Raw genomic sequence first — 24,244 nt, 5'->3', positions numbered from 1 at the left:
GGGCTGCTGCCATGTTGCCTTGGCAATGTGCAGCCCTGCTCTGGGCCTGGCAGCGACGGTGTGACTAAAGGCTGGTGATCTGGCCTAAGGCAGAGGCTTCCAACCAGAGGTCCACAGTCTCCGGCAGCGCGCAGCGCTCACGGGAGTCCGAATGGATGGCCAAGTGGCGGACCAGACCGCAGGCCATAACGGTTGCATCGAGATGGAATTCACTTCGTACCTCAAAGCAGCCAGGGTCGAGCCGTTGAGGCTTCAGATGCACCTGCAGACGATCACTACCATGCACCGGGCGCTTGAAGTCGGCCTGGCAATGCACCACCGGCAGGGCCACCGCCGGCCACCGCTGCTGGCCTCGGCATCCCGGGAAGACACTGCCGGCGGCGATGCCGTAGCGCTCCAGGCTCTCCTCCCAGGCCTCATGGCACCAGCGCAGCAGCTGGTGAAAGTGCATCACACCGGCGGCATCAGTGTCGCCGAAATGCACCTGACGTTCAAGCTTGAGCCAGTGGTCGGGGGAGGTCACGGCAGTCGGAGGTGAATGGTTCAGGGCAGGGCCGGGAACCCCAGGATGCCCTTTACCTCGAAGCCATAGTTAAGGATCAGCCGAAGCAGCCAGAACGCCATAAGAGCAAAGCCCGCAACAAGTAAAAGTGACTTGCCACCCTTTAATGGGAACAACCGGCGCCGATGTAGAGCCAGTCCGCTCCAGATCAACAGTCCCGCCGCGGCCATTGGGCCAAAGGCATGCCATTGGATCGATCCATGAAGATCACCGCTGAGCGCCGCTGCGGTGGCGCGGGTGAGAAAGCAAGTGGGGCAAGGCACACCTGTTAGTGCGCGCAGAGGGCATGCCCAACCGGGTAGCTCTGGATGGAGGCCCTTCAGCCAGAGAGACCCTGTGAGAACCGATGGCAACACGTACCCCGCGCTGCTGATTCGCCACAGGAACCGATTCAGAATCTCAGCGGTCGACCGATCCCATAATCACGTCAATGGACCCGAGGATGGCCATGATGTCGGCCACCTTGTGTCCCTTGAGGATGTGGGGAAGGATCTGCAGGTTGTTGCTGTCGGCAGCGCGGATCTTGAAGCGCCAGGGGGTCACGTCGTTGTTCCCTTGAATGAACACGCCGATCTCGCCTTTGCCGGATTCCAGCCGGGTGTAAAGCTCTCCGTTGGGGATCTTAAATGTGGGGGCCACCTTTTTGGCCACGTATTGGAAGTCGAAGCCAGCGGCGTCGCTCCCCTTGCCTTCGTTGAGGCGCTTGGCTTCCAGGTTTTCGGTGGGGCCGCCAGGAATCATGTCGCAGGCCTGGCGCAGGATCTTCAGCGACTGACGCATTTCTTCGATGCGCACCCGATAGCGGGCGTAGCAATCGCCTTCTTTCTCTGACGCCACTTGCCAGTCGAAGTCGTCGTAGCACTCGTAGTGGTCCACCTTGCGCAGGTCCCAGGGCACACCGGAGGCGCGCAGCATCGGGCCAGAGAGGCTCCAATTGATCGCGTCCTGCTTCTCGATCGTGCCCAGGCCCTCAATCCGGCGCCGGAAGATCGGGTTGTTGGTGATCAGCTTTTCGTATTCATCAATCTTGGGGCCGAACCAGTCGCAGAAATCGCGGCACTTCTCAAGCCAACCCCAGGGCAGGTCTGCTGCGACACCGCCGATGCGGAAATAGTTGTTGTTGATCAGCCGCTGACCGGTCGCTGCCTCCCAGAGGTCGTAGATCATCTCCCGCTCGCGGAAAATGTAGAAGAACGGCGTCTGGGCGCCCACGTCGGCGAGGAAGGGGCCAAGCCAGAGCAGGTGGTTGGCGATGCGGTTGAGCTCCAGCATCAGCACCCGGATGTAGCTGGCCCGTTTGGGCACAGGGATGTCCGCCATTTTCTCCGGAGCATTCACCACAACCGCTTCGTAGAACATGCCTGCCGCGTAATCCATGCGGCTCACATAGGGCACGAACATCACGTTCGTGCGGTTCTCGGCGATCTTCTCCATGCCGCGATGGAGGTAGCCGATCACCGGCTCGCAATCCACCACGTCCTCACCGTCCAGGGTCACCACCAGCCGCAGCACCCCATGCATGGAGGGGTGGTGGGGCCCGAAGTTGACCACCATGGGCTCCGTGCGCGTTTCCAGCTGCGTCATGGGAGCGACGGTTCGTTCAATGTATAAATCTTAGTTAGTCCTGGCCGCGTGCCTGCGCCGTTGTTCAGTCATGTGCCGGTGTTATCGGAGGCGGTGATGGACGCAGGCCGCCAGATGCCCCGTGCTGAGGGGCTGTTGATCGACGCCACCCTTGGCGGCGGCGGCCACAGCGCCCTGATGCTGGAACAACAGCCCGGCCTGCGGCTGATCGGCCTGGATCAGGACGCCACGGCCCGGGCAGCCGCTGCTGAGCGCCTGGCACCGTTCGGAGATCGGGTCACCATCGTCGCCACCAATTTTGCGGAGTACACCCCGCCGGAACCGGCACTGATGGTGCTGGCGGACCTGGGGGTGAGCAGCCCTCAGCTGGATGTGGCGGAGCGGGGTTTCAGTTTTCGGCTGGATGGCCCCCTGGACATGCGGATGAATGCCGTAGGTGATGGGGCAACAGCGGCGGAGCTGATTGACCGCTTGGAGGAAAACGAGCTGGCGGATCTGATCTACGCCTATGGAGAGGAGCGGTTGTCGCGCCGCATCGCCCGGCGGATCAAAGCCGACCTGGCGGTGCAGGGTGCCTATTCCGGCACTGCGGCCCTGGCCTATGCCGTGGCCGGTTGCTACCCCCCCCAGGGCACGCCGCGGAAGGATCCATCCCGCCACACGCACGTTTCAGGCCCTGCGAATTGCAGTGAATGATGAGCTGGGGGTGCTGGATCGTCTGCTACAGCAGGCACCTGATTGGCTGGAGCCGGGGGGGCTGGTGGGGATCATCAGCTTCCATTCACTGGAAGATCGACGCGTGAAGACAGCGTTTCTCAGGGACGAGCGGTTGGAACGGATCACGCGCAAACCTGTGGTCGCAACAGAGGAGGAAGAGGAGGCGAACCCCCGCAGCCGCAGCGCCAAATGGCGTTTGGCACGCAAGCGATTAATTGATTGATATCTATAGCGGATAGTGCTGAAAAAAAATCGATAAAGGTGTGGTGTGCTGAGGTGTTCGTTATAGATCAGCACTACTTGCAGACTTTAATTAGTACATATGGTGCCTATTGGACAATAAACGAATATTAAGTGTTTGCGGGTGAAGAGGATTGCCTTGAGTTGATTCGTCAGTGGTCTGATTGCATGGGATATTTCCAATCTTGTCTCCCAAGGTCATTCCAGTCTCATCGATGCGCAGGGATCTTGGTGAAAGCTTCGCGTTATGGCGAAAATTCGTCTTTTGGATTCTGGGAAATGCTGCTGCTTTAAAGCGAATTTCATACTTCCTGCGGCTGGTACCGAGCTTGACCCTGCCGAAGTCGACTCTATTGTACAGATTTTGGATCTGTATCGACGCTGAGGTTGCTTACAGCCTCTCATTGCATCAGAAGCCCGCCGAACTGTTGGAACTGCCCGAACTGCATGGCGCTCAGGTTACGAATTCGGAGCCGTTCGATCGGTGCTCGCTCATCTAGAGGAATCCCTCTTAACAAATGTCTCCCGCATCAGCGGATCACGGAAGCACCTCCCCAGTGGCGTGAAGTGATGATCAATGTCTGGCTGGGAGTGCTGTTGAGCGAGGGCCTTTTGAATGCCCCAGCGTGATCGGACTTGCGTCACGCTCGATTGATGACTGAATGTTGAATCAATGATCATCATGGTAATGTTAGGAAAGCCAGTGCTATTTTATGGTATTTACCTCTTTAAAAGTTTTTGGCGAACGCAATACCGGCACTAATTTTTTACAATCTTTCTTGCGACTTAACACCTCCTTGAAGGTTTTAAAAGGTGGTGACGGCGGTCGAGAAGATATTAAAAAGCAGTTTAAAGACTTCGTGTTGAAGCACGATATTAAGGATCCTTTTGCTCAAAAGCTGGTTATGGAATCATTGCTTGATCAGGAATCGACGAAGCGGAGTCAGATCAATTTTGGATGGAAACATGCAAATGTTTGCCCTAAGACGTTGTCGAAAGCCAGTGGGTTTGAAGATGTTTGCTTTGTATTTATTATTCGAAATCCATGGAGGTTCATATCCTCCTTACATCAAAAGCCATATAACCTCCTCCCAAAGCCTACGGATGATCTTTCACACTTCGTCCGATCTCCAATTTATGTTAATCAAAGGGATCGGTTGAGTAGTAGGCTGATCAAAAGTCCAGTTGAATTATGGAATCGCAAAGTCCGATCTTATTTTGAATTTAATCTAGTGCATCCAAAGCAATCTTTAATTGTCTATTATGAAAATCTTGTGCTATCTCCTGATGGATTTGCTGATCAACTCAGAAAGTATTGTACGGTCAATGAAAAAATAATTGTTCCGAACGATTCCTCAAAGAAACATCGTGGTGACACAAAAACATTTACTGAGTTTTGCCAAGAAGTACGTCGCTATAACCCTAGAAAAGTATTAGGTGAGGACATGTTTTCACTAATTGCAGCTCACTTGGATCGAGATCTGATCGCTCAAACTCCATATCAGGAATGTTTCGATATCTAAACGCGTGATTCCAATTCTTTTATACGTTCATTCGCGGTTTGAATCAAATATTTGGCTGTGGTGCATTTAAGCTCGATCAGATTCTTGTGATACTCAGATAAAATCTCATGTTGCTTCAATTTCTTGCCATCCACTTCATGACTTGAGGACGAGTTGAGCCTGGCCGCATCTTTTACAAATATCTGAGACCAATTAGTTGGCAGTTCCATGAAATCTAGTTCTCCAGCGCTTGCAAGATAATGAAAATCATAATTAAGATATTCAGTCCTGATGATCACTTCTGGCAAGAGTTCATTGAGTGACTTTGCAATAGACTTTCCAGAAAAGTCGCAATCTAATTCACTGCTAAACCGTTCAATTTTATCTTGAGGCACAAGCATTGTCAGAATTCGAGCAGTGTATAAATCAGTACTTCGAGGTAGCCAGCTAACCTCACTTTGAGAGTTTCTGCCTGGGAATGAGAGGGCTAGGTCTAAAAAATGAGAGAAGCATGATTTGGTTTTTTTTCCATATATTTTCTCGGCAAGACTCGGATTTGAGATCCTTAACTTATTGCTGAATCCCCCTTTTCCATCAAGGCCATATGACCATAATGAAAAGTAGTAATCGAATGGATCTCTGATTGTGATGATTTTAGATTTAGATGTTGATTTCTTTTGTATGCCGTGTTTCCGGTCTTTAGAAAATGCTGCTTGCCCGTAAATCTCAATTAGTTTTTTTGAAAGGAATGTCGATCCTGTCTTTTGTACTGTAAGATAAATCCAAGCCTTTGTTTGAAGCACTTATAAAAAAATTAACTATACATTAATTGTCCTAGCTAGCGTTGTCAAGCATGCTAACTGCTGATGCGTGGCGTCAAGGCAGTTTGCTTGGCATGCAGCGTCCTATATTGGCATTGAATCAAATCATTTGAGCTAATATAGAAAGTACCGTAATTAAGACATGAATATCCGTCAAGCCGTTGCTCTTCAAGATGTTGAGAGCCTGCAAAACTTGCTGCATAAAGACTCTAACCTTCTACGTCTTTCAAAAAGACATTCTCTTGCCTGGCAGGCTTTTTCTCTTTTAATGCGCAATAAGTTATATGGTGATGCCGATAAGATTGCAGAAATACTTCTGCTATCAAATTCGGATAATATTCAATTATATATTTGTCGATTGAAAGCCTTGCGCTCCAAAGCGAATCTTTCGGAATTTGAATCATTGTTGAGGCGTGCTTTGAGATTCAAGCCGGATAGTTACAGCTTGCTTTGGATTGGTGCGAGAGGATTGCAGATGATGGGTCGCTATGAATTAGCGCTGCAGTATGCGAGAAAATGTATGAGCAAGAAGAAGGCTAACTCCAAGGTTTGCACTGCGGTCTTGGAAACTCAATTAGCATGCGGGGTGTTCGAGGATTCTGACGATATTTTCTTAAGGGCCTTTCGGATGGTTGAATCTCAAGTAACCAATAAGATATCGTCAACGAAGAGGAAATCTAATTTAGAGTCAAAGCTTCTCACGGCAAAGCGCGGTATCCAGAAGCTTAAGTTTCAACATTTAAGCGCTCATCGAATTCTGGAAGCGCGTTCGCTCTGGCGTGATCGGTCTATACCTAAATCTTACCGCTGCGATGTTATTTGCATTGCTTCAGATGAAGCGCCTTATCTTCACGAATTCGTTCACCACTATCTCTTTCTTGGTTTTTCTAATATATTCATTGGTATTAACAACTCAAGCGACAAGACCTACGACTTTGCCCTGCAGCTTGCAGCTGCTGATCCCCGGATTCATGTTATCAGCACTGATGATGTTCATGTTGAGTTGACACAGAGAAGTTCGTATTCAAAGCTTTATCATTATGCCGCTTCGGTGACACATTCATCATATTGCTTGTTTGTAGATGTTGACGAGTTCTGGGTGGCTCAGCCCTTTCCCATGAAGGTTGAATCGTATTTAGAGAGTTGCAAGGGTTTTGATTGTTTATCCTGTAACTGGGTTAACTGTTTTCATGAGGATCAATTCTCAGCCCCATTATCCAGGGGTCTTGATTTTCGCTTGAAAAGCAGTGTAAAAAGCTTTGTTGCCTACCGATCTGACCTTGTTGAGCTGCGTTGTCATGCGCCTGTGTTTCGACAATCTTCTGCCCGAGTAATTGATGCTGTAGGTAATCCTCAAGACTTAAATTTGACAGAAATTGGATTTGAGGCACCAGGTGCTATCGTGCCTTCCGAAAAACAATTTTATTCTAAATCCCATACTTCTGTTGTACTGCATCGTCATAATCGCTCTGTACTCGAATACTCATATCGTATGTTCAAGCCCCATGCTAACCAAGTCAAATATATTGGAGGAAAGTCGGATCCAATTCCATTTAAGGAGAACAGACCAGGCTGTAACAGGATAACTGGCATTAGCATATCGCCTGATTTTATCGATACTATTTTACCAGTTGATATGAAGTCTGATTATCATCAATCACTAGATAATTTTATACAAGGTTCAGGAGCTGCCCATGAGATAGAAAAATCTCGATTGCAAATTTCTGATCAGGAAATCAAGAGACGAATCTCAGAACTTGACCAAAGTACCCTTTTACGATGCCGGTCGGTTTGGGAAAAGGGCTTTTCAGGCACCCCCTATCTGGAGCTATTACAGGACCGTTGCGACCAGAATTATGGCATGAAATAATATTCATTGTTCAGTTCATGCGATTTTCTATGATTGTTAAATGAGTCCTATTTTGCCCAGGTGAGTCTTGTTGTCGCCATCAGAATACACCCTCAATTGTGCTTCATTTCCCCTAAAGGAATTCTCGCCGAGACGATCTTTTGATTGATTACCACGTCCCGAGTATGAGCATGTTCCCGCTTCGGTGATGTTCGTGTTTATGCGGTACTAGCTGTACAACATAGGGTTAACTCCTCTTTCAGACGCTTTCTCCAAGGCATATGGATGATTCGTGTAAAGTGGATCAGTTAGATCTTGTAAAAAAGCCTTTTGAACGGTCTTCAACCTCTAATTCTGTTCACCAAAACGCCCGTTTCTGAATCAGGACGAACGGCGTATGAGATACGAAATAAGGCGGCTTTTGCAGCGATCCGCGACGATGGATCGGTCGTGACATGGGGTGATCCAAAGACTGGTGGTGATTCCAGTAAGGTCATTGATCAGCTTGATGCTGATGTTGCACAAATTTTTGCGACTCGTAAAGCATTTGCTGCGTTGAAGACAGATGGTTCAGTTATTACATGGGGTGATAGGAGGCAAGGCGGAAATAGTGAAAACGTCAAACCTCTCCTGAAAGGAGGAGTGGTGAATATCTTCTCTACGGGCACTGCCTTTGCCGCTTTAAAGGACGACAAGACTTTGGTTGTTTGGGGTGATCCTGAAAGAGGAGGAACCTTTGGGGAAGTCTCACAAGAAAATATCAATAATGTTGAATCAGTTGTGTCAACATTTACCGAGATTGACAATATGAGTGAAACTTTTGCGGCTCTTCGCGGCGACGGGAGTGTAATTACTTGGGGTAATCGAAGCGTGCGCGATGATAGTGATCTGGAATTGGTTGAGCGTTTGAATAACGTCTCGCAAATTATCGCGAATCATCAAGCTTTTGCCTTCCTGCTTGGTGACGGAAGAGTAAAAGTTATTGGTAACAAGACGTCCGGCGGTGAGTTGGGGCGAGTGAGTTATTCGGATGAAGTTGAGGATGACACAAAAGTGACATTTGATCGAGTATTCCCCAATGGTGATATCAGTCTTGAGCCCGGTCAGGAGTTATACAATGATTCAAAACGCTTGAAGAAGGGTATTGAAAAAGTTGTTCCCTCCTATAAGGCATTTGCGGCATTGAAAAAGAATGGATCCGTTGTGACATGGGGTCGTTATTATCAGGGCGGCGATAGTCGGGCGGTTCGCGATCAAATCAGTGGTGATGTCGTTGATCTTTTTTCATGCTGGACTGGATTTGCTGCCTTAAAGCGTGATGGATCTGTTGTGAGTTGGGGTGGTTGGCGAGAGGATCCAGACATTTTGCCTGCTGAGGTCACGTCAGAGCTCAGTTCAGGCGTCGTGTCGATCTACTCGACCGGTCAATCCATGGCCGCTCTAAAAAGTGATGGCTCTGTTGTGACTTGGGGAAAAGAAATAACCGGTGGAGACAGCTCCAATGTCTCCAGTCAGTTATCTTCGGGGGTTGTTGAGATTTTTTCTAATAATTCAGCATTTGCTGCTTTAAAGGATGATGGATCAGTTGTTGCCTGGGGCGCGCCAGCTAAAGGTGGTGACAGCAGTTCTGTAGAAACAAGCTTGCAATCGAATGTCGTGCATGTCTTCAGCTCCGGGACTTCGTTTGCAGCTTTGAAGGACAATGGCTCAATCGTTAGTTGGGGGGAAAATGCAGATCGATTCGTATCGCATGATGCCTCTCAGTTGGAGTCTGGAATTGTTTCCGTTTCTACCCCATTTTTCGACGATAAAACACAAGCAAACTTGGGCAACAAGATTGTATCGCTCATTGACGTGCGTCTCAATCTAGTTAATTCCGCTGCTAAGAATGTGTGGCTTTTTGGTTATGGAAATCCAGACGCATTTGGCGATCGGCGCAATAATGCTTTGACTGGTAATGATGGCAATAACCGACTTCTAGGTAAAAATGGTGATGATGTTCTCAACGGAAGACGTGGAGACGATCATCTCAACGGAGGCAAAGGGGTTGACCTGCTAACTGGGGGCAAAGGTTCTGACGTTTTCCGGCCTTCGAGGGGGCTAGATCGGGTTCTCGACTTTCAAGTCGGGATTGACCGTGTCCATGTCGATAGCATTGACGAAACTCAATTCAGAAAGATTGGAGATGGGCTTCTTGTGATTGATGGTTCCCGGAGGTTGCTTCTCGAGGGAGTAGATCTCGAGGTATCTGAAGTCTCGGCTGTTGATTTAATTGATAATATCTAGCTTCTCAAATAATGTCTATACTTTTCGATTGGTGTAATTTTCTGGCGTTTTGGTTGGCAAAGTCATTGCATCTCTTACTCAGTCTAAGGCCGGTTAACTGGCTGCACCGCTTCATCGATGATTCAAAGCGTGCCAAAACTGCGCCAACGTTGTTTGGTCGTGTTCTTGCGCTGACGCAAATGCGGGTTGATTGGACTGATCTCTCACCGGATCTTGTTGAAGGTCCGCAAGTCGATCACTGATTCTTGAGCAGGCCAGCTGCGTCGTCCTGGCCGAACAGTTGTCGGTAAGCGGCCCCTGTGATGCAAAGACACACCGGAGCAGCGGCCACCAGACCCACCACACAGGCCAACACTCCCAGCATCAGGATCAATACCTGCAGGATCAACAGGCCGAACACCTGCCACCACTGACCTTGCACCACGGTGATCCCGCGTCGAATCGTGGCGATTGGGTTACGGCCTTCCAGCAGGGCAATGAATCCGAGGAAGCTTTGGTTCACCTGGATGTAGGTGGCGAACAGCCAGCCCATCGCCACCGTCAGCAATGCCAGGGGGCTGTGGCTGAAATTCAGGGCCAGCTCCAGGGCGGCAGCACTGCCGGCGTCGGCCAGCTGCGGATCGCTTGGGTCCACCGTCAGAGCCAGATTCATCAGCGGAGCGAACACCGTCCAGGCATCGGCGGCATTGAGGGCCACGACGATCACCAGCAGGGCGATGGGCAGCAGCAGCAGGCCAAGCACCAGCTGTCGGCTGAATAGTCGCCAGACGGCAGCCCCGTTCCAGCGGGTGAAGTCTTCAAAGCGAGGGGCAGTGCCCCCCAGGGCAATCCATGAGCCGCGGATCAGGCCAACACCACCCCAAAGGTTCACCAACGTCGCCACCAGAGCACCCAGCAGGGGAATAACATTGGCCAACTGGGCCAGCAGCGTGCTGAGCAGCACAAAGCCAACGAAAGCCCAGGGAGCCAGGCGAAAGGCGCGCCAACCCTCTTGGATTGCGGTGCCAACGGAAAGCTCGGCCCTGCTGGTCATCGATCCGGGTCAATCGTCCGGACAGTAGGTAGTTCAGCTCTGAACTGCAGCAACGGCATCACCAATGGCGATCACAGCCTGATGAATGTCGTCGCTTGTGGTGTCGCGGCCCAGACTCAGTCGCAGGGATGCTTCGGCTTCGGCGCGCGTGCGACCCAGTGCTTGCAGCACGTGGGAGGGTGCGCCGTTGCTGCAGGCGGAGCCGCTGCTGCAGTTGAGCTGGGGCTTGAGGGCGCGCTGCAGGCGGCTGCCGCTCACCCCGGGCAGGGTGATGTTGAGGTTGTGGGCAAGCCTCGGGGCCAGGGCTCCGTTCAAGCGCACGCCAGGGATCTTGTGCTGCACGTCAGCCCAGAGCTGATCCCGCAGCGCCGAGAGCTCCTGCTGGCGTTGTTCTCGGTCTTGCATGGCCAGTCGCACGGCGGCGGCGAAGCCTACAATCAGGGCCGTGGGCAAGGTGCCCGCCCTGAGTCCCGCTTCCTGGCCACCACCCCATTGAAGGGGTTGCAGGGCAATTCCGTCTCGGATCACCAGGGCGCCAACGCCTTTGGGGCCATAGAGCTTGTGGGCGCTGAGGCTCATCAGGTCAACCCCCATGGCATCTGGTTCCAGAGGGATATGACCGAAGGCCTGGGCGGCGTCGCTGTGAAGGGTGACTCCGTGGTCGCGGCACACCGCGGCCAGGGCCGTCAGGGGTTGGAGCACCCCGATTTCGTTGTTGGCCGCCATCACGCTCACCAGCTGCGTCTCGGGGGTGATCGCCTGCCTTAGCTGCTCAGGGGTGATCAGCCCCTCGGGGCCCGGGGTCAGCAGGGTGACGCTGAAACCTTCCCGCTGCAGTTGTTGGAGCGGATCGAGCACGGCGTGATGTTCGGTGGCCACGCTGATCAGATGGCCGCTGCCCCTGGCCCGGGCATGGCCCAGCAAGGCCAGGTTGTTGGCTTCGGTGGCACCACTGGTGAACACCAGTTGCTGTGGCGTCACCGCCAGCGCATCCGCGATGTGCCGCCGCGCCAGGTTCACCGCCGCTGAAGCGGTCAGGCCCAGCCGGTGCTGACGGCTGGAGGGATTGCCCCAATCCTCGCTCCAGTAGGGCGCCATCGCCTCCACCACCTCCGCGGCGCAGGGCGTGGTGGCTTGGTAGTCAAAGTCGAGAGGACGGCGCGGCAGCTGGTTGATTCACGCTGTTGCGATCATGCTGGGCCACGTTGTTGATCACTGCATGGGTCTGCGATTCCCGACGGCTTGGACCGGCCTGGCGCTGTTGCTGGTCCCGATGGGGGCGGCTGCCATTGATCGCAAGGAGGTGTTGGAGCAGATGAAGAACTCCCGCCCCGCAGATCTCACCGTCCTGATCCAAAAGCCTGATGCCGGAGGTCTCCGCACCATCGGCATCTATGCAATCAAACCCAGCGCCGCTGATCCGAAAGTGCGGCAGTACAAGATCTGGGAGGAACTGCCGAATGATCTGAACATCTACTTCGAGTCTGTGAACTGCAGTGCCACCAATCCCCTGCGCGTCAAACGGACGTCCACGGCGGTTTACGTGCGCAATCTCAATCCGGGTGGTCCCGTGAGCGACACCAACCGTGAGGATCACCTGGTGTGGTGGGCAGCCTGTGTTCCCGAAGTGGCGGGAACCGAGCCTGCCAGCCTGCGCCAGAAGGCCCTGGATCTGGGCTATTCGACCCTGATTCCCGAACGTCAGCAGCAGTTACCCGCACTGGCTCCGAAGTCTCCCCGTCCATAGGCTTTCAGAAGAGCGATTCCGGCCATGACCGATACGCCCCTTCCCAGCACCGACGAGCAGGAGGCTCCTCCTCCGGTACCGCGGCTGCTGCTGGTGGATGACGAGCCTGGGCTGCGTACGGCGGTGCAGGCCTACCTCGAGGACGAGGGGTTTGAGGTGACCACGGCGGTGGATGGAGAGGAAGGTTTCAGCAAGGCGCAGCAGATGCTGCCGGATGTGGTGATCACCGACGTGATGATGCCGCGGTTGGATGGCTACGGTCTGCTGAAAAAGCTCCGGGCCGATGAACGCCTCGGCGGCACGCCGGTGATCTTCCTCACCGCCAAGGGCATGACGGCGGACCGCACCCAGGGTTACCTGGCCGGCGTGGATGACTACATCCCCAAGCCGTTTGATCCGGACGAGCTAGTGGCGCGGGTGCGCAACGTGGCCCAGCGACAGCAGCGGTTGTTGCAGGAGGCGGCCCGCTTTGCGGATACGGATATGGGCCAGATGGCGAAGCAGATCACCGAGATCCGCTCCTTGCTTGCTCAGGCCGAGGCCCTGCCCTCGAAGGAGCCGGTGGTGCATAGCTTCACCCCACGGGAGGCGAGTGTGCTGCAGCTGGTGGCGGAAGGATTGATGAACAAAGAGATCGCCCGTCAGCTGGAGACGTCGATCCGCAATGTGGAGAAGTACGTGAGTCGCCTGTTCAACAAGACCGGCACCTCCAGTCGCACGGAGCTGGTGCGCTATGCGCTGGAGCACCGTCTGGTGACTTGAAGCCAGCGGCGTTCAACGACGGCTGGACGTATCGCGACCGAGTGCCGGTAGGGGCAGCTGGTACTTGGTTGAGTTGTTGGCTGGCGGAGCGCTATCAGCATTCCGCTGGAGAGGTCTGGCGGCAAAGAATCCATTCCGGCGAACTGGATTGCAATGGGCAACGCTTGACGGCGGATCGGCGGCTGGCTGGCGGTGAAGCAGTCCTCTGGCGTCGTCCTCCCTGGCTGGAGGAGGCGATCCCCGATCAATGGGAGACGATCCATGACGACGGCGATCTGCTGGTGATCAACAAGCCTTCGGGTCTGCCGGTGATGCCTGGCGGTGGTTTTCTGCTCCACACGCTTACGGCACTGTTGGAGCCCACCGGTGCGCGGCCGGTGCATCGGTTGGGGCGGTTCACCTCCGGCTTGCAGGTGTGTGCTCGGGATCCGATGACCCGCGCGGCGCTGTCCAAACAGTTCAGGCCAGAGGGCAGCTGCCGCAAGGTGTATCAGGCCTGGGCCCAGCGGGTGCCGGGTTTGGAGCAGGGGCAGACCCTGACGGTCACCAATGATGTGGTGGAGCGGCAGCATCCTCTGCTGGGTTGGGTCTGGGGGCCGGAACCGCTCAAGCAGGAGCCGATCCGCAAACGCCTCACAGCTCGTTCCGAGCTGGAGCTTTTGGAGCGAACGGCTGAGGGCGATCGCTTGCAGGTGACGATCACCACAGGCCGACCGCATCAGATCCGCATTCATCTGGCACAGCTGGGCAGCCCGCTGCTGGGGGATCCGCTCTATTTGCTCAACCGGGAGATTTCGGCGACGGCAACCCCTGGCGATGGGGGCTATCGGCTGCATGCCTGGCAGCTTTCGGGTCTCCCTCACTTGGGGGAGACAACACTCCAGGTGGATCCCTCAGTTGAGGGAGATCAGGCCTTGCGGAATTCGATCAACCGCGAGAAGTAGAAGGGTGCTTTGTTCAGGCTGCGGCGCACCAGCTTGAAGCCACAGGCTTCCGCCGATTTGACGATGCCCTCTTCTTTCAAGGTGTAGGCCCGGGTGGTTTTGCTGGGGCCGGGGAACAGCTGGCCAATGCCCTTCAGCAGTGCCAGCAGCAGGGTGTAGGGCGCAAAGCTCACGATCAGGCGCTCTTCGGTGAGGCTGCAGAGGTGTTTCACCATTTCCTCGGCCGGTTGCTGGGGGTAGTGAATGAATACATCCAGGCAGCACACCGTGTGGAAGGAGCCGCTGAGGCTCTCCAAATCACTGGCAAAGAAGTTCAGCTTGCCCATGTCCAGACCAGCCGCGCGGGCGCGGCGGTCCGCCTCCTGCGCCATGGCTTCGGAGATGTCGCTGGCGCTGATTGAACCGGCCCCCATTTCGGCCAACGGCAGGCTGAGGCTGCCGACCCCGCAGCCGGCATCGCAGAAGCTCACCTCGTTGAGCTCGCCGCTGTCCTTGATCCAGGCCAGCACTTCATCCACGGTTTTCTGGTGGCCGATGCGGATGTTGCGCTGCACCTTGTTCACGTCATCGCTTTCGCTGTAGATGCGATTCCAGCGATCGAAGCCCGTGGTCTCGAAGTAGCCCTTCACCTCCTGCTTTTCGGCCTGTTTCTGCTCCAGCAGTTGATCGGGGGCCATCGAAGGTGGGTCGTGTTCGGCGGGATCTTAAGCAGCGCAGGCCCAGTGGAGCTCCCCCTCGCGTTGGCTCCAGCGCAGCAGGTTGGTCAGCCGCTGGCCCACCAGCGCGTCGTTCAAGGTCCCAGCGGTGCCGATCACCCGTCGTGGTGCGACCGTGGCTCCCCAGATTGCTGCGCCTGCTGCGCCGCTCCAGGTCGCCAGCCGTTTCACCCCCTCCAGCTGCGGCAGGGTCACGCCAGCCAGGGTGCCGTCCTCCAGCCGGCAGGTGCCGTTCTGCACCAACAGCACCCTTTCGTCCCAGCGATGCTCGCCATCCGCCAGGCCGTAGGGGGCCAGGGCATCGCTCACCAGCACCAGCTGTTCCGGCGCCAGCCGTTGCAGCAGCACCGCCATCGTCGGATCGACGTGCACCCCGTCGGCGATCAGGCCCAGGGCGATGTCGCCGCGGCGGCAGGCTTCCCCCACAGGTCCCGGAGCCCGGTGGTGCAGGCCTGGCATGGCATTGAAGGCATGGGTGAGCATCCCCACGCCCTGCTCAAAAGCCTGCCCCGCCTGTTCTGCTTTGGCGGCACTGTGGCCCAGGGCCACGGTGATGTTGCGTTGACGCAGCGCGCTGATCACAGTGTTGGCCCCCGCAAGTTCCGGCGCCAGGGTCACCAGGGCGATGTCGGATTCAAATCCCCTGATGCGGTGGTCCAGGGCCTCCAGGCTGGGCGCTGCCAGATGCTCGATCGGATGGGCCCCGCGGCGGGCCTCCGCCAGAAAGGGGCCCTCCAGATGGGCTCCCAGCAATCGGCAGCGGCCCGGTTGGTGCTGCAGTCGCGCCTGGTGCAACACCGCCAGGGCCTGGCGAAGTGGGGCGATGCCGCAGGTCACCAGGGTTGGAGCGATGGCCTCGACTCCATCGGCCCAGAGCAGCTCCAGCAGCCCGATCAGCCGCGGCAGATCCGTCGCGCTCAGTTCCGGGAAGGCCAGGCCGAGCCCACCGTTGATCTGCAGGTCCATGCCGCGGGGGCTCAGCCAATCTCCGTGCCAACTCGAGCCAGGGCAGGTTTCATCGTCAATCTGGGGCTGGATTTCGACGATTCGGCCCTCGTCGTTGAGGCCGATCCAATGGGGTCGCTCCGTCTCGCTGCCGAGGGGTGCGGGCAGGCGCACATCGGTGATCCGTCGCATCAGGTCTGGCCGCCTGGGCCGCTGCGGGAGACGATGACAGTCTTGCCGGTCTTTCTCGTGACGACAGTTTTTCCCCGCGTGGCCGTGGTGATGGGCAGTGATTCCGATCTGCCGACCATGGAACCGGCCGCGGCGATCCTGCGGGAACTGGGGGTTGAGGTGGAGGTGCGGGTGTTGTCAGCCCACCGCACACCGCTGGAAATGGTGGCCTTTGCCCAGGCGGCCCGCACTGAGGGATTCGGTGTGATTGTGGCCGGTGCCGGTGGTGCCGCCCATCTGCCGGGGATGGTGGCGGCCCTCACCACCCTGCCGGTGATCGGTGTTCCCGTCCGAAGCCGTTCTCTGTCCGGGGTGGATTCGCTGCACTCGATCGTGCAGATGCCCGGTGGTATTCCCGTTGCCACGGTGGCCATCGGCGGTGGCCTCAATGCCGGATTGCTGGCTGCTCAGATCCTGTCGGTGGCAGACGAGGCACTGGCGGCCCGACTGGCGGACTACCGCCGCAGGTTGCACGATGCAGTGGCAGCCAAGGATGCCCGTCTGCTCGATCTCGGCAGTACGGCCTATCTCGACGGCATGTCGACCCCTTGAACCTCAACGCGATGACCTCCTGGCCGGCCTGGCTGCGTCTCGGATTGGTGCTGCCGCTGCTTGGGGTGAACGCCTTTGTGCTCAAACGGGTGCTGGTGCAGTTCGCACCGTTCCCCGGTTTGTTCCTGACGGCGGCCTTGATCGCGTTTCTGCTCGACCTGCCCTGCCGCTGGCTGATGGGGCGAGGCCTCTCGCGCATCGGTTCCATCACCATGGTGATGCTGCTCACCGTGGGCCTGCTGGTGCTGGCGGCCGTGGAGCTGGTGCCGCTGTTGATCGCGCAGCTCAGTCAGCTGATCAGCGCCTCGCCGGCATTGCTGGCAGCGGCTGAGGCCTGGATCAACCAGGGGCAGTCCTGGGCCATCAACCATGGTTTACCCGCGGACTTTGCCGACCTCAGCAGTGATCTGATCTCCCAGATCAGTCGGGTGGCCACCCAGTTCAGCCAACGCCTCCTCGGGATTCTCGGGGCCACGGTGGGCACCACGATCAATGTGCTGATCATCCTGGTGCTGGCAGTGTTTCTGCTGCTTGGCGCCGACTCGATCGCCGCGGGCCTGCTCGAGTGGCTGCCGCTCCCTTGGCGTGGATTGGTGGGCTCAACGCTGGAGCGCACCTTCCGCGGCTACTTCGCCGGTCAGGTGGTGCTGGCCCTGATCCTCAGCGCTGGACAACTGGTGGTGTTCACCGTGCTGGAGATCCCCTACGGCGTGCTCTTCGCCGTGCTGATTGGCTTCACCACGTTGATTCCCTATGCCAGTGCCCTGACCATCGTGTTCGTCAGCGCTGTGCTGGGCGTTCAGGACCCCCGCACCGGGATCGAGCTGCTGGTGGCGGCCATCGTCGTCGGCCAGATCGTGGATCAGGTGATCCAACCGCGACTGATGGGCAGCATCGTGGGGCTGCAGCCCGCCTGGTTATTGATCGCCCTGCCGATCGGCTCCCGGCTTGGGGCCATCCTCGGTGTGGGCGATCTGTTGGGTCTGCTGCTGGCGGTGCCGGTGGCCAGTTGCGTCAAAAGCCTGGCTGACGCAGCCCGGACCGGCGTCAAGCCGCCGGAATCACCCCCCGTTCCTGCAGGGCCTTGATCACCAGGTCAACCGATTCAGCCAGCTCCTGGCTGCCGGTGTCGATCTTCAGTTCTGCGGCCTGTGGCGCTTCGTAGGGGCTGGAGATGCCGGTGAATTCCTTGATCTGGCCGGCACGAGCCTTGGCGTAGAGACCCTTGGGATCGCGGGATTCGCAGACCTCCAGATCCGCGGCGCAGTGGATTTCGATAAAATCACCGTCGTCCACCAAGGCGCGGGCCTTGTCCCGGTCGGCGCGGAAGGGGGACACGAAGGCCGTCAGCACGATGACGCCCGAGTCCAGGAACAACTTGGCCACCTCGCCGATGCGACGGATGTTCTCTTCGCGATCGGCATCGGAAAAGCCCAGGTCCTTGCAGAGGCCGTGGCGGACGTTGTCACCATCCAGCACGTAGGTCGCCAGGCCCCGTTGGAACAGAGCGGCGTTGACGGCATTGGCCAGGGTGCTTTTGCCGGACCCGGAGAGCCCGGTGAACCAGAGGATGGCGCTGCGATGACCGCGCTGCTCAGCCCGTGCAGCCCGATCCACCGAAGCCTGGTGCCAGGCGATGTTGGTGGACGCCCCCTGGTTGGTGAGCTCTCCGTAGGTGGGGCTGGCGGACATGGGGACGGGCTGAAGTGGGCGCCATTCTCCCTTAACCACCAGCGCGCTTTGGGCGGTAGCCCTCCTTGGTCAGCAGGTCCAGGGCCAGCTCCACCTGATCCCCCTGCAGTTCGATTACGCCGTCCTTGGCGGTGCCGCCGCTGCCGATCCTGGTTTTCAGTTTCTTGAGCAGGGCCTTGAACCCAGCTGCGTCCAGCTCCAAACCGCGAATCATCGTGACGGTCTTGCCGCCCTTGCCGCCACGGGTGGGCTGCACGCGCACCATTTGCTGTGTTTTCGGCGTCAGCTCGGTCGCCGGGGTCGTTCGCTGCAGACTTTCACTGGTGCTGAATTCCTGCCAGCCGCCCTTTGGCATCTGCCCTGTCTCAACATTGGCCCATTCTCAATGACTAACACCGCAGAATCGCCTCGCTGGGCCGACTCCAGTCGTGGCCTTGGCCGTTTGATCGAGGCTCTGATCCGCATCAGCTTGTTCAGGTGCCCCCTGTTCTTTCAGGCCCGGCAACTGATCATTCGAACGGCCGAACGCAACGGGATTCTTTGGCGTCAACGCCGGGAGCATCTGCGGAGGGTGGCGCAACCGCTTGTAGCCATTAGCACCACCCTGGGCCTGAAACCACCGGCCTACTACTGCGCTCGCTTCCATGCTTACGAGCAGGGCAATCTCTGCTTGCAGGCCGCTGCTGAAGCCGAGCAGGCCACCGATGCAATGGCGCTGAGGGTCTGGCCGGAGCAGCAGCTCACGCCAGACGATGCACAACAAAAACTGCGTGACGCCATCCATGTTGCTGTGGAGCCGCTTCTGAATGCACGGCTACACCAGGTGCTGGACCTCGGCTGTTCCGTGGGTGTCAGCACCCAGGCGCTTGCGCGTTGGTTGTTCAGTCGGGCCGAAAAACAGTCTGAGTCAAGGCCAGTCGTGATTGGACTGGATTTATCACCTCAAATGTTGGCTGTGGCCCGGGTGCGTGACAGCGAGGGTTTTGTGTCGGAATGGCGTCACGCAGCAGCAGAAGCGACTGGGCTTGAGGAGGGATCCATCGATTTGATCAGTCTTCAGTTCGTTTGCCATGAATTGCCTCAGTCGGCCACCCGCGCGGTGCTTAGGGAGGCGGCGCGGTTACTTCGTCCTGGCGGTGTTCTGGTGATGGTGGATCAAGATCCGTCGTCTTCTGTGCTCCAGCGCCTACCCGCTCCAGTGGCAACACTGCTCAAAAGCACTGAGCCTTACATCGAGGGTTACTTCAGCCTTGATATGGCTGCTGCATTGGCTCAAGCTGGATTTCACGATTTCAGCATCAGCGCCTGCGACCCACTGCATCGTGTCATCGCGTGCCTACGCTGACACATCGTTTTGCTGTGGATCCCCTGTGACCAGCACCCTGCCGAACGCCAGCACTCCGGATCCCGCCAGTCTGCAACCTTCCGTGCGTCCTGGAGCCCACGGACGCTTCGGTCGCTTCGGTGGGCAGTACGTTCCGGAGACCCTGATGCCGGCCCTGGCGGAGCTGGAACAGGCGGCGGCCCAGGCCTGGAACGACCCAGCCTTCACCGCAGAACTCAACCAGCTGCTCAAGAACTATGTCGGTCGGGCCACACCTCTCTATGAAGCTGAACGCCTCACGGCCCATTACCGCCGCGCCGACGGCGGCCCCCGCATCTGGCTGAAGCGTGAGGACCTGAATCACACCGGAGCCCACAAGATCAACAATGCCCTTGGTCAGGCGTTGCTAGCCCTGCGCATGGGCAAGAAGCGGATCATTGCGGAAACCGGTGCCGGCCAGCACGGGGTGGCCACCGCCACCGTCTGCGCCCGTTTCGGCCTCGAGTGCGTGATTTATATGGGCGCTGAGGACATGCGCCGTCAGGCCCTCAATGTGTTCCGAATGCGCCTGCTGGGGGCCACGGTTCAACCGGTCACGGCCGGCACCGCCACCCTCAAGGACGCCACCAGCGAAGCGATCCGCGACTGGGTCACCAACGTGGAATCCACCCACTACATTCTCGGTTCCGTTGCTGGCCCGCATCCCTACCCCATGCTTGTGCGGGATTTCCATGCCGTGATCGGCCAGGAAGCCCGTCAGCAGTGCCGCGAGGCCTTCGGGCGCCTGCCGGATGTGCTGATGGCCTGCGTGGGCGGTGGCTCCAATGCCATGGGGCTGTTCCACCCCTTCGTGGAATGCACCAATGTTCGTTTGATCGGTGTCGAGGCCGCCGGTGATGGCGTGGCCACCGGTCGCCATGCCGCCACGATCACCGAAGGCCGCGCCGGGGTGCTCCATGGCGCCATGAGCCTGCTGCTCCAGGACTCCGACGGCCAGGTGCAGGAAGCCCATTCCATCAGTGCTGGACTCGATTATCCCGGCGTGGGTCCAGAGCACAGCTATCTGCGTGAGATCGGACGGGCCGAGTACGGCGCTGTCACCGATCAGCAGGCCCTGGGTGCCCTGCGTCTGGTCAGCGAGCTGGAGGGCATCATTCCCGCCCTGGAGACTGCCCACGCCTTCGCCTGGCTGGAGCAGCTCTGCCCCACCTTGCCCGACGGCAGCGAGGTGGTGATCAACTGCTCCGGTCGTGGCGACAAGGACGTCAACACCGTGGCCGAAAAGCTGGGGGATCAGCTCTAATTCGGCTCAGTTGAGCAGCAGGTCGAGGTGGCGGGCTACCCGCTGCACGGCGGCGTGAGCGGTGGCGTAAGCCATCCGCATCGGACCCACCAACGCCACCTGACCCACCCCTTCCTGACCGCAGCGATATGGGGCCTGGACCACCGAACAGGCTTGCAGGGCCTTCTGGGGATGCTCCTCACCGATCCAGACGCCCGGTTGATCGGTGGCGCTCACCACGGCACAGGGCTGGTCATCAATCAGCTCCAGCAGTGGCCGCAGCTCTGCCGTGCTGTGGAATTCCGGCTCGGCAACCAGCCTGGAGAGGCCATGCACCACGAGGGGCGTCTCGGGTGACATCGATGGATGGTCCAGTGCGCTGCGCAGCACGTCGCCACTGCGTTGCAGCTGGGGTGGCAAAGACCGCCAGTTGATGCTGCCGTCCTCCAGTTGCTGATCGGTCCAGCGCTCTATGGCCGTCAGTTCGTCGCTGGCACCGGGCGGTAGGCGCAGGTTGAGGTGGCTGGCGCGGCCGCTGTCCTCCACCAGCATCACCAGCAGCCGATCACCGCTCTGCACCAGGCGGATGGCCTCCAGCTGTGCGCGGGGTTGCTGCGGGCGGGTGATCAGGCTCATCAGCCCGGTGAAGTCGGTCAGGCGCCGGGCCAGTTGCTGCAGCAGGTCGTCCAGTGCTGCCCAGCGCAGGCTCAGGCCTGTGAGTTCCCGCTCCAGGTGCTGCACAGCCACCCCCGGTTCCGGCAGCAGGTCGTCCACATAACAGCGGTAGCCCAGGGCGCTGGGAATGCGGCCCGCTGATGTGTGGGGCTGGGTCAGCAGACCCCGTTTCTCCAGGGCACCCATGGCCGAGCGGACCGTAGCGGAGCTGGCGGGAATACCGAATCGCTGCACCAGCGTGCGGCTGCCCACCGGTTCCATCGTGTCCACGTAGTGGTGCACCGTGGCCTGCAGCACCTGTTGTTGCCGGGCGGACAGCGGTTTCATCAGTAACGGGGAACCGACGAATCCACGTGCACGCTCCAGGCATCAATTCCCCCCTCAAGGTTCCACACCTCCAGCTCCGGCATCTGTTGCAGCAGCCACAGTCCGAGATGGAGGCTGCGCACGCCCGCATGGCAGATCACCACCACCGGTCGGCCATCCGCCATCTGTTGCGGTACGGACTCCAGCCAGGCGTCGGAACGGCTCAGAGGCCAATGCAACACGTCCGCAGGGAAGCGGGCCAGATCCAGTTCCGCGTCCTCCCGTACGTCCACCAGCAGGGGATCGGGACGGTCGTCCTGCAGCCAGGACTGCAGATCCCGGGCCTGAATCGGTCGTGGGGTGAGCGCTTCCATGGCGCCATTCTGCGGTGATGGACAAAGATGACGTCATCCGACACTGCAGGCCCATGCAGGCCCGCTCCTTTCTGACGGCCCTGGCCGCTGCCCTGCTCTCCCTGGTGCTGGTGACCACCGGCTTGCTTTGGGGGCTGGAACGGCGCAGTCCGCTGCACCTGGTGGATCAACCGCTGCAACTGCCGCGAGCGGCCCGTTTTGTTCCCCGTGATGCCGCCCTGTCCGTGCATTGGCTGGCCGACAGTGCGCGTCTTCCGGCCTATGCCCAGGCTGTGGCGCCGCCGCGGCAGCGGCGGGCGGCCCGGGACGGGATGCGTCAGTGGCGTGATGGTGCCTTCGCGTTGGCAGGGCTCGACTTCGACGCCGAACTCGCCAGCTGGGTTGGTCCGGACCTCAGCCTCACCCTGCTGGATGCCAGTGATACGCCGGGTTGGGTGCTGGCGTTGACGAGCACGGACAGCGATGGGGCCCGCCGCTTTCTGCAGCGCTTCTGGCAGACCCGCAGCCTGGCGGGAACCGATCTGCAGATCAGCAGTTACCGCGGCATGGGACTGATCAGTGGCCGTGGTGCCCTGGTGGGACGGGACCCGCAGCCTCTGGCGACGGCCCTGATTGACGATGACCTGGTCCTGTTGGCCTCGGGGCGGGGGGTGCTGGAGCGAGCCCTGGATGTGTCTCAGCTGCAGGAGCAGCATCAGCTCGGGGATGCGCAGCTGGGGCGGGACATTGCTGAGCTGGACCATGGGATGGCATTGATCACGGCATCCCCTGATGCATTGAGGCGGTGGTTTGAGCTGCCATCGGCCCTGAGCGGGCTGGAGGGGATGGTGGCTGCCCTGCAGGCGGACAACGCTGATCTGCTGGTGGAGGGCCGGCTGCGCTGGCAGGAGCGGATTGACGCTGCACCCTGGACTGTCCAGCAGGATCTCGTAGGGGGTTCAGGCGGTCGCGCCAGCCTGATGGCTCAGCTGCAGGACCCAAGCCGTCTGCTCGATCCGGATGAGCTTCACCCCCTGGCGCAGTGGCTGGGTCCCGTTCTCAAGCGGCACCTTGCTCAACAGCCGGCGGCCCTGGCTCTGCTGGAGCTGGATGAAGGGCCATTGCTGCTGCAGCAACAGCCCGAGGGCTGGCTGCTGGCCACAAGCCATAGCCAGCCTGAGCTGTCAGCGGTGGACGACCAGCTCAAGGCCCAGGGTCTGGCCCAGTCCGATCTGAGCGGTGATGGTGAATCGATTCAGGTGTGGACCCGTCTGAAGCGGCAACGGGGCCGCAGCGCTGGTGTGGAGGCCAGCCTGGCGGTGGCGCGATCCGCTGACAGCGATCGCGATTGGTGGGGTGAAACCCTGCCATCACTTGTGCAGCGGCAGGACAGTCGGGCTTTGGAACCACGCGTGCAGCAATGGCGCAACCTCAGCAACCACCAGTCCAACCCGGCCCAGTCATTGATGCTGGCTTCCAAACCGGCCCGAACCGTGCTAGCGGACTGGCAGCCCTGGACCTTGCTGCAGGCCATGGCTGGACAGACCCTTCAGCCACGGATCCAGGGGCTCAGCCTCAGCCTGGAGGCCGATCGTCAGGATGAAGGCCGGTCTGTTCTTCCTCTGCATGCCCGACTCGAGCTTGGTTGAGCTGGTGCTGCTGCGCCACGGCATCGCCGTCGAACGGGTTGAGGGGCGAGATGCCTCCGATCGGCCGCTGACGCCGAGGGGACGCCGCCGCACCCAGGCGGTGATGGAGGCATTGGTGGCGGGTGGTCTGCGGCTGGATCGGTTGGTCACCAGTCCTTATGACCGGTCGCTGGAGACAGCACAGATCGCACTGCAGGCTGGCCTGGCCCCTGTGCTGGACAGTGACGAGCGGCTCTGCCCCGGCGGACCTGTCGCTGAGGTGCTCAACGACCACAGCGGTTGCGTTGCCCTGGTGGGCCATGAACCGGACCTTGGCTTGTTGGCCTGTGACCTGCTGGGGCTGCCGCCTGGATCCCTGCGGATCCGAAAGGCCGGAGTGGTGCAGCTTCGGTTCGGGCCTGGGGGCTGGACGCTCGAGGGCCTGCTGCGGCCGAAACTGCTGCTGGGCAGCCTGGGAATCTGAGCCGGCCGG

General features: G+C 58.5%; 24 protein-coding genes and 1 pseudogene. 13 read left to right on the top strand and 12 right to left on the bottom strand.

Annotated elements, in window-relative coordinates; all coding sequences use genetic code 11:
• Positions 1 to 64: 64 nt before the first annotated feature.
• From TX72_RS11600 to TX72_RS11590, 3 genes are read right to left on the bottom strand one after another with little or no spacing between them, the layout of a single operon-like run.
• On the bottom strand, positions 65 to 523 hold the full coding sequence (locus TX72_RS11600; protein WP_011129154.1) for an acyl-CoA thioesterase: 459 nt from the start codon (positions 521 to 523) through the stop codon (positions 65 to 67).
• Positions 524 to 543: 20 nt separating this feature from the next.
• The gene (locus TX72_RS11595; protein ID WP_011129153.1) at positions 544 to 918 is read right to left on the bottom strand and encodes a DUF2752 domain-containing protein; all 375 of its coding nucleotides are present in this window, start codon (positions 916 to 918) and stop codon (positions 544 to 546) included.
• 43 nt (positions 919 to 961) lie between these two features.
• The gene (locus TX72_RS11590) at positions 962 to 2,146 is read right to left on the bottom strand and encodes an NAD(P)H-quinone oxidoreductase subunit H (RefSeq protein WP_011129152.1); all 1,185 of its coding nucleotides are present in this window, start codon (positions 2,144 to 2,146) and stop codon (positions 962 to 964) included.
• A 96-nt stretch (positions 2,147 to 2,242) separates the two neighbouring features.
• On the opposite strand from TX72_RS11590, the pseudogene rsmH reads away from it, so the two are divergent.
• Together rsmH and TX72_RS14035 are read left to right on the top strand one after the other, a co-directional pair.
• Positions 2,243 to 3,086: pseudogene (gene rsmH, locus TX72_RS11585) on the top strand (16S rRNA (cytosine(1402)-N(4))-methyltransferase RsmH).
• A 730-nt stretch (positions 3,087 to 3,816) separates the two neighbouring features.
• A complete protein-coding gene (locus tag TX72_RS14035; protein WP_011129149.1) occupies positions 3,817 to 4,626 on the top strand; it encodes a sulfotransferase family protein in 810 nt (269 codons plus the stop codon).
• On the opposite strand, the gene TX72_RS14030 is transcribed toward TX72_RS14035, so the two are convergent.
• The gene (locus tag TX72_RS14030; protein WP_011129148.1) at positions 4,623 to 5,408 is read right to left on the bottom strand and encodes a hypothetical protein; all 786 of its coding nucleotides are present in this window, start codon (positions 5,406 to 5,408) and stop codon (positions 4,623 to 4,625) included. The two genes, TX72_RS14035 and TX72_RS14030, sit on opposite strands and share 4 nt — an antisense overlap.
• Positions 5,409 to 5,568: 160 nt before the next feature.
• On the opposite strand from TX72_RS14030, the gene TX72_RS13370 reads away from it, so the two are divergent.
• Both TX72_RS13370 and TX72_RS11565 read left to right on the top strand, forming a co-directional pair.
• A complete protein-coding gene (locus TX72_RS13370) occupies positions 5,569 to 7,296 on the top strand; it encodes a glycosyltransferase family 2 protein (RefSeq protein ID WP_011129147.1) in 1,728 nt (575 codons plus the stop codon).
• A gap of 429 nt (positions 7,297 to 7,725) precedes the next feature.
• On the top strand, positions 7,726 to 9,561 hold the full coding sequence (locus TX72_RS11565) for a hypothetical protein (protein WP_148228824.1): 1,836 nt from the start codon (positions 7,726 to 7,728) through the stop codon (positions 9,559 to 9,561).
• A 235-nt stretch (positions 9,562 to 9,796) separates the two neighbouring features.
• On the opposite strand, the gene TX72_RS11560 is transcribed toward TX72_RS11565, so the two are convergent.
• A complete protein-coding gene (locus tag TX72_RS11560) occupies positions 9,797 to 10,594 on the bottom strand; it encodes a hypothetical protein (protein WP_011129145.1) in 798 nt (265 codons plus the stop codon).
• A 33-nt stretch (positions 10,595 to 10,627) separates the two neighbouring features.
• Positions 10,628 to 11,692: a cysteine desulfurase family protein gene (locus TX72_RS11555; protein WP_231852858.1), complete on the bottom strand. Its 1,065-nt coding sequence runs from the start codon at positions 11,690 to 11,692 to the stop codon at positions 10,628 to 10,630.
• Between the two features lie 121 nt (positions 11,693 to 11,813).
• Here TX72_RS11555 and TX72_RS11550 point away from each other — a divergent pair, with 121 nt between their 5' ends.
• The 3 genes from TX72_RS11550 to TX72_RS11540 are packed head-to-tail and all read left to right on the top strand — an operon-like array spanning position 11,814 to position 14,047.
• The gene (locus TX72_RS11550; RefSeq protein ID WP_225867704.1) at positions 11,814 to 12,341 is read left to right on the top strand and encodes a hypothetical protein; all 528 of its coding nucleotides are present in this window, start codon (positions 11,814 to 11,816) and stop codon (positions 12,339 to 12,341) included.
• 24 nt (positions 12,342 to 12,365) lie between these two features.
• Positions 12,366 to 13,103 (top strand): response regulator transcription factor, encoded by a 738-nt coding sequence (locus tag TX72_RS11545; protein WP_011129142.1) that lies wholly within the window; start codon positions 12,366 to 12,368, stop codon positions 13,101 to 13,103.
• Entirely contained in the window at positions 13,100 to 14,047 is a 948-nt protein-coding gene (locus TX72_RS11540) for a pseudouridine synthase family protein (protein ID WP_011129141.1), read from the top strand. Before TX72_RS11545 ends, TX72_RS11540 begins: the two co-directional genes overlap by 4 nt.
• On the opposite strand, the gene bchM is transcribed toward TX72_RS11540, so the two are convergent.
• Together bchM and TX72_RS11530 are read right to left on the bottom strand one after the other, a co-directional pair.
• Complete coding sequence (gene bchM / locus TX72_RS11535) at positions 14,011 to 14,724, bottom strand: magnesium protoporphyrin IX methyltransferase (protein WP_011129140.1); 714 nt, start codon at positions 14,722 to 14,724, stop codon at positions 14,011 to 14,013. The genes TX72_RS11540 and bchM overlap by 37 nt on opposite strands.
• Positions 14,725 to 14,751: 27 nt before the next feature.
• Complete coding sequence (locus tag TX72_RS11530; protein WP_011129139.1) at positions 14,752 to 15,900, bottom strand: N-acetylglucosamine-6-phosphate deacetylase; 1,149 nt, start codon at positions 15,898 to 15,900, stop codon at positions 14,752 to 14,754.
• 33 nt (positions 15,901 to 15,933) lie between these two features.
• On the opposite strand from TX72_RS11530, the gene purE reads away from it, so the two are divergent.
• Together purE and TX72_RS11520 are read left to right on the top strand one after the other, a co-directional pair.
• A complete protein-coding gene (purE, locus tag TX72_RS11525) occupies positions 15,934 to 16,491 on the top strand; it encodes a 5-(carboxyamino)imidazole ribonucleotide mutase (RefSeq protein ID WP_042503935.1) in 558 nt (185 codons plus the stop codon).
• 11 nt (positions 16,492 to 16,502) lie between these two features.
• Positions 16,503 to 17,579 carry an AI-2E family transporter gene (locus TX72_RS11520; RefSeq protein ID WP_011129137.1) on the top strand — a complete coding sequence of 359 codons (1,077 nt, stop codon included), beginning with the start codon at positions 16,503 to 16,505 and terminating at the stop codon, positions 17,577 to 17,579.
• Here TX72_RS11520 and cysC read toward each other — a convergent pair.
• Positions 17,539 to 18,183, bottom strand: coding sequence for an adenylyl-sulfate kinase (cysC, locus tag TX72_RS11515; RefSeq protein ID WP_011129136.1), 645 nt, complete (start codon positions 18,181 to 18,183; stop codon positions 17,539 to 17,541). The two genes, TX72_RS11520 and cysC, sit on opposite strands and share 41 nt — an antisense overlap.
• 31 nt (positions 18,184 to 18,214) lie before the next feature.
• Complete coding sequence (locus TX72_RS11510) at positions 18,215 to 18,538, bottom strand: translation initiation factor (protein WP_011129135.1); 324 nt, start codon at positions 18,536 to 18,538, stop codon at positions 18,215 to 18,217.
• Between the two features lie 30 nt (positions 18,539 to 18,568).
• On the opposite strand from TX72_RS11510, the gene TX72_RS11505 reads away from it, so the two are divergent.
• Together TX72_RS11505 and trpB are read left to right on the top strand one after the other, a co-directional pair.
• Positions 18,569 to 19,528 (top strand): class I SAM-dependent methyltransferase, encoded by a 960-nt coding sequence (locus TX72_RS11505; RefSeq protein ID WP_011129134.1) that lies wholly within the window; start codon positions 18,569 to 18,571, stop codon positions 19,526 to 19,528.
• Between the two features lie 25 nt (positions 19,529 to 19,553).
• The gene (trpB, locus tag TX72_RS11500; protein WP_011129133.1) at positions 19,554 to 20,810 is read left to right on the top strand and encodes a tryptophan synthase subunit beta; all 1,257 of its coding nucleotides are present in this window, start codon (positions 19,554 to 19,556) and stop codon (positions 20,808 to 20,810) included.
• Positions 20,811 to 20,816: 6 nt separating this feature from the next.
• On the opposite strand, the gene hrcA is transcribed toward trpB, so the two are convergent.
• Together hrcA and TX72_RS11490 are read right to left on the bottom strand one after the other, a co-directional pair.
• Complete coding sequence (gene hrcA / locus TX72_RS11495) at positions 20,817 to 21,791, bottom strand: heat-inducible transcriptional repressor HrcA (RefSeq protein ID WP_011129132.1); 975 nt, start codon at positions 21,789 to 21,791, stop codon at positions 20,817 to 20,819.
• Positions 21,791 to 22,144 (bottom strand): rhodanese-like domain-containing protein, encoded by a 354-nt coding sequence (locus TX72_RS11490; protein WP_011129131.1) that lies wholly within the window; start codon positions 22,142 to 22,144, stop codon positions 21,791 to 21,793. Before TX72_RS11490 ends, hrcA begins: the two co-directional genes overlap by 1 nt.
• Before the next feature lie 53 nt (positions 22,145 to 22,197).
• Here TX72_RS11490 and TX72_RS11485 point away from each other — a divergent pair, with 53 nt between their 5' ends.
• Both TX72_RS11485 and TX72_RS11480 read left to right on the top strand, forming a co-directional pair.
• Positions 22,198 to 23,772 carry a DUF3352 domain-containing protein gene (locus TX72_RS11485; protein ID WP_225867703.1) on the top strand — a complete coding sequence of 525 codons (1,575 nt, stop codon included), beginning with the start codon at positions 22,198 to 22,200 and terminating at the stop codon, positions 23,770 to 23,772.
• Entirely contained in the window at positions 23,750 to 24,235 is a 486-nt protein-coding gene (locus tag TX72_RS11480; RefSeq protein WP_042504489.1) for a SixA phosphatase family protein, read from the top strand. Before TX72_RS11485 ends, TX72_RS11480 begins: the two co-directional genes overlap by 23 nt.
• The last annotated feature ends 9 nt before the right edge of the window (positions 24,236 to 24,244 follow it).

The organism is Parasynechococcus marenigrum WH 8102 (assembly GCF_000195975.1).
GTDB lineage: Bacteria > Cyanobacteriota > Cyanobacteriia > PCC-6307 > Cyanobiaceae > Parasynechococcus > Parasynechococcus marisnigri.
The sequence above is the reverse complement of the archived record's forward strand: the minus strand, read 5'-3'. Positions and strand labels throughout refer to the sequence as shown.

Coding starts and splice junctions, on each gene's coding strand:
- TX72_RS11590 (WP_011129152.1), bottom strand. CDS start 2,146: ATGACGCAGCTGGAAACGCGCACGGAGCCCATGGTGGTCAACTTCGGG.
- TX72_RS14035 (WP_011129149.1), top strand. CDS start 3,817: ATGGTATTTACCTCTTTAAAAGTTTTTGGCGAACGCAATACCGGCACT.
- TX72_RS13370 (WP_011129147.1), top strand. CDS start 5,569: ATGAATATCCGTCAAGCCGTTGCTCTTCAAGATGTTGAGAGCCTGCAA.
- TX72_RS11560 (WP_011129145.1), bottom strand. CDS start 10,594: ATGACCAGCAGGGCCGAGCTTTCCGTTGGCACCGCAATCCAAGAGGGT.
- TX72_RS11555 (WP_231852858.1), bottom strand. CDS start 11,692: ATGGCGCCCTACTGGAGCGAGGATTGGGGCAATCCCTCCAGCCGTCAG.
- TX72_RS11550 (WP_225867704.1), top strand. CDS start 11,814: ATGGGTCTGCGATTCCCGACGGCTTGGACCGGCCTGGCGCTGTTGCTG.
- TX72_RS11545 (WP_011129142.1), top strand. CDS start 12,366: ATGACCGATACGCCCCTTCCCAGCACCGACGAGCAGGAGGCTCCTCCT.
- bchM (WP_011129140.1), bottom strand. CDS start 14,724: ATGGCCCCCGATCAACTGCTGGAGCAGAAACAGGCCGAAAAGCAGGAG.
- TX72_RS11530 (WP_011129139.1), bottom strand. CDS start 15,900: ATGCGACGGATCACCGATGTGCGCCTGCCCGCACCCCTCGGCAGCGAG.
- purE (WP_042503935.1), top strand. CDS start 15,934: ATGACAGTCTTGCCGGTCTTTCTCGTGACGACAGTTTTTCCCCGCGTG.
- TX72_RS11520 (WP_011129137.1), top strand. CDS start 16,503: ATGACCTCCTGGCCGGCCTGGCTGCGTCTCGGATTGGTGCTGCCGCTG.
- cysC (WP_011129136.1), bottom strand. CDS start 18,183: ATGTCCGCCAGCCCCACCTACGGAGAGCTCACCAACCAGGGGGCGTCC.
- TX72_RS11510 (WP_011129135.1), bottom strand. CDS start 18,538: ATGCCAAAGGGCGGCTGGCAGGAATTCAGCACCAGTGAAAGTCTGCAG.
- TX72_RS11505 (WP_011129134.1), top strand. CDS start 18,569: ATGACTAACACCGCAGAATCGCCTCGCTGGGCCGACTCCAGTCGTGGC.
- hrcA (WP_011129132.1), bottom strand. CDS start 21,791: ATGAAACCGCTGTCCGCCCGGCAACAACAGGTGCTGCAGGCCACGGTG.
- TX72_RS11490 (WP_011129131.1), bottom strand. CDS start 22,144: ATGGAAGCGCTCACCCCACGACCGATTCAGGCCCGGGATCTGCAGTCC.
- TX72_RS11485 (WP_225867703.1), top strand. CDS start 22,198: ATGCAGGCCCGCTCCTTTCTGACGGCCCTGGCCGCTGCCCTGCTCTCC.
- TX72_RS11480 (WP_042504489.1), top strand. CDS start 23,750: ATGCCCGACTCGAGCTTGGTTGAGCTGGTGCTGCTGCGCCACGGCATC.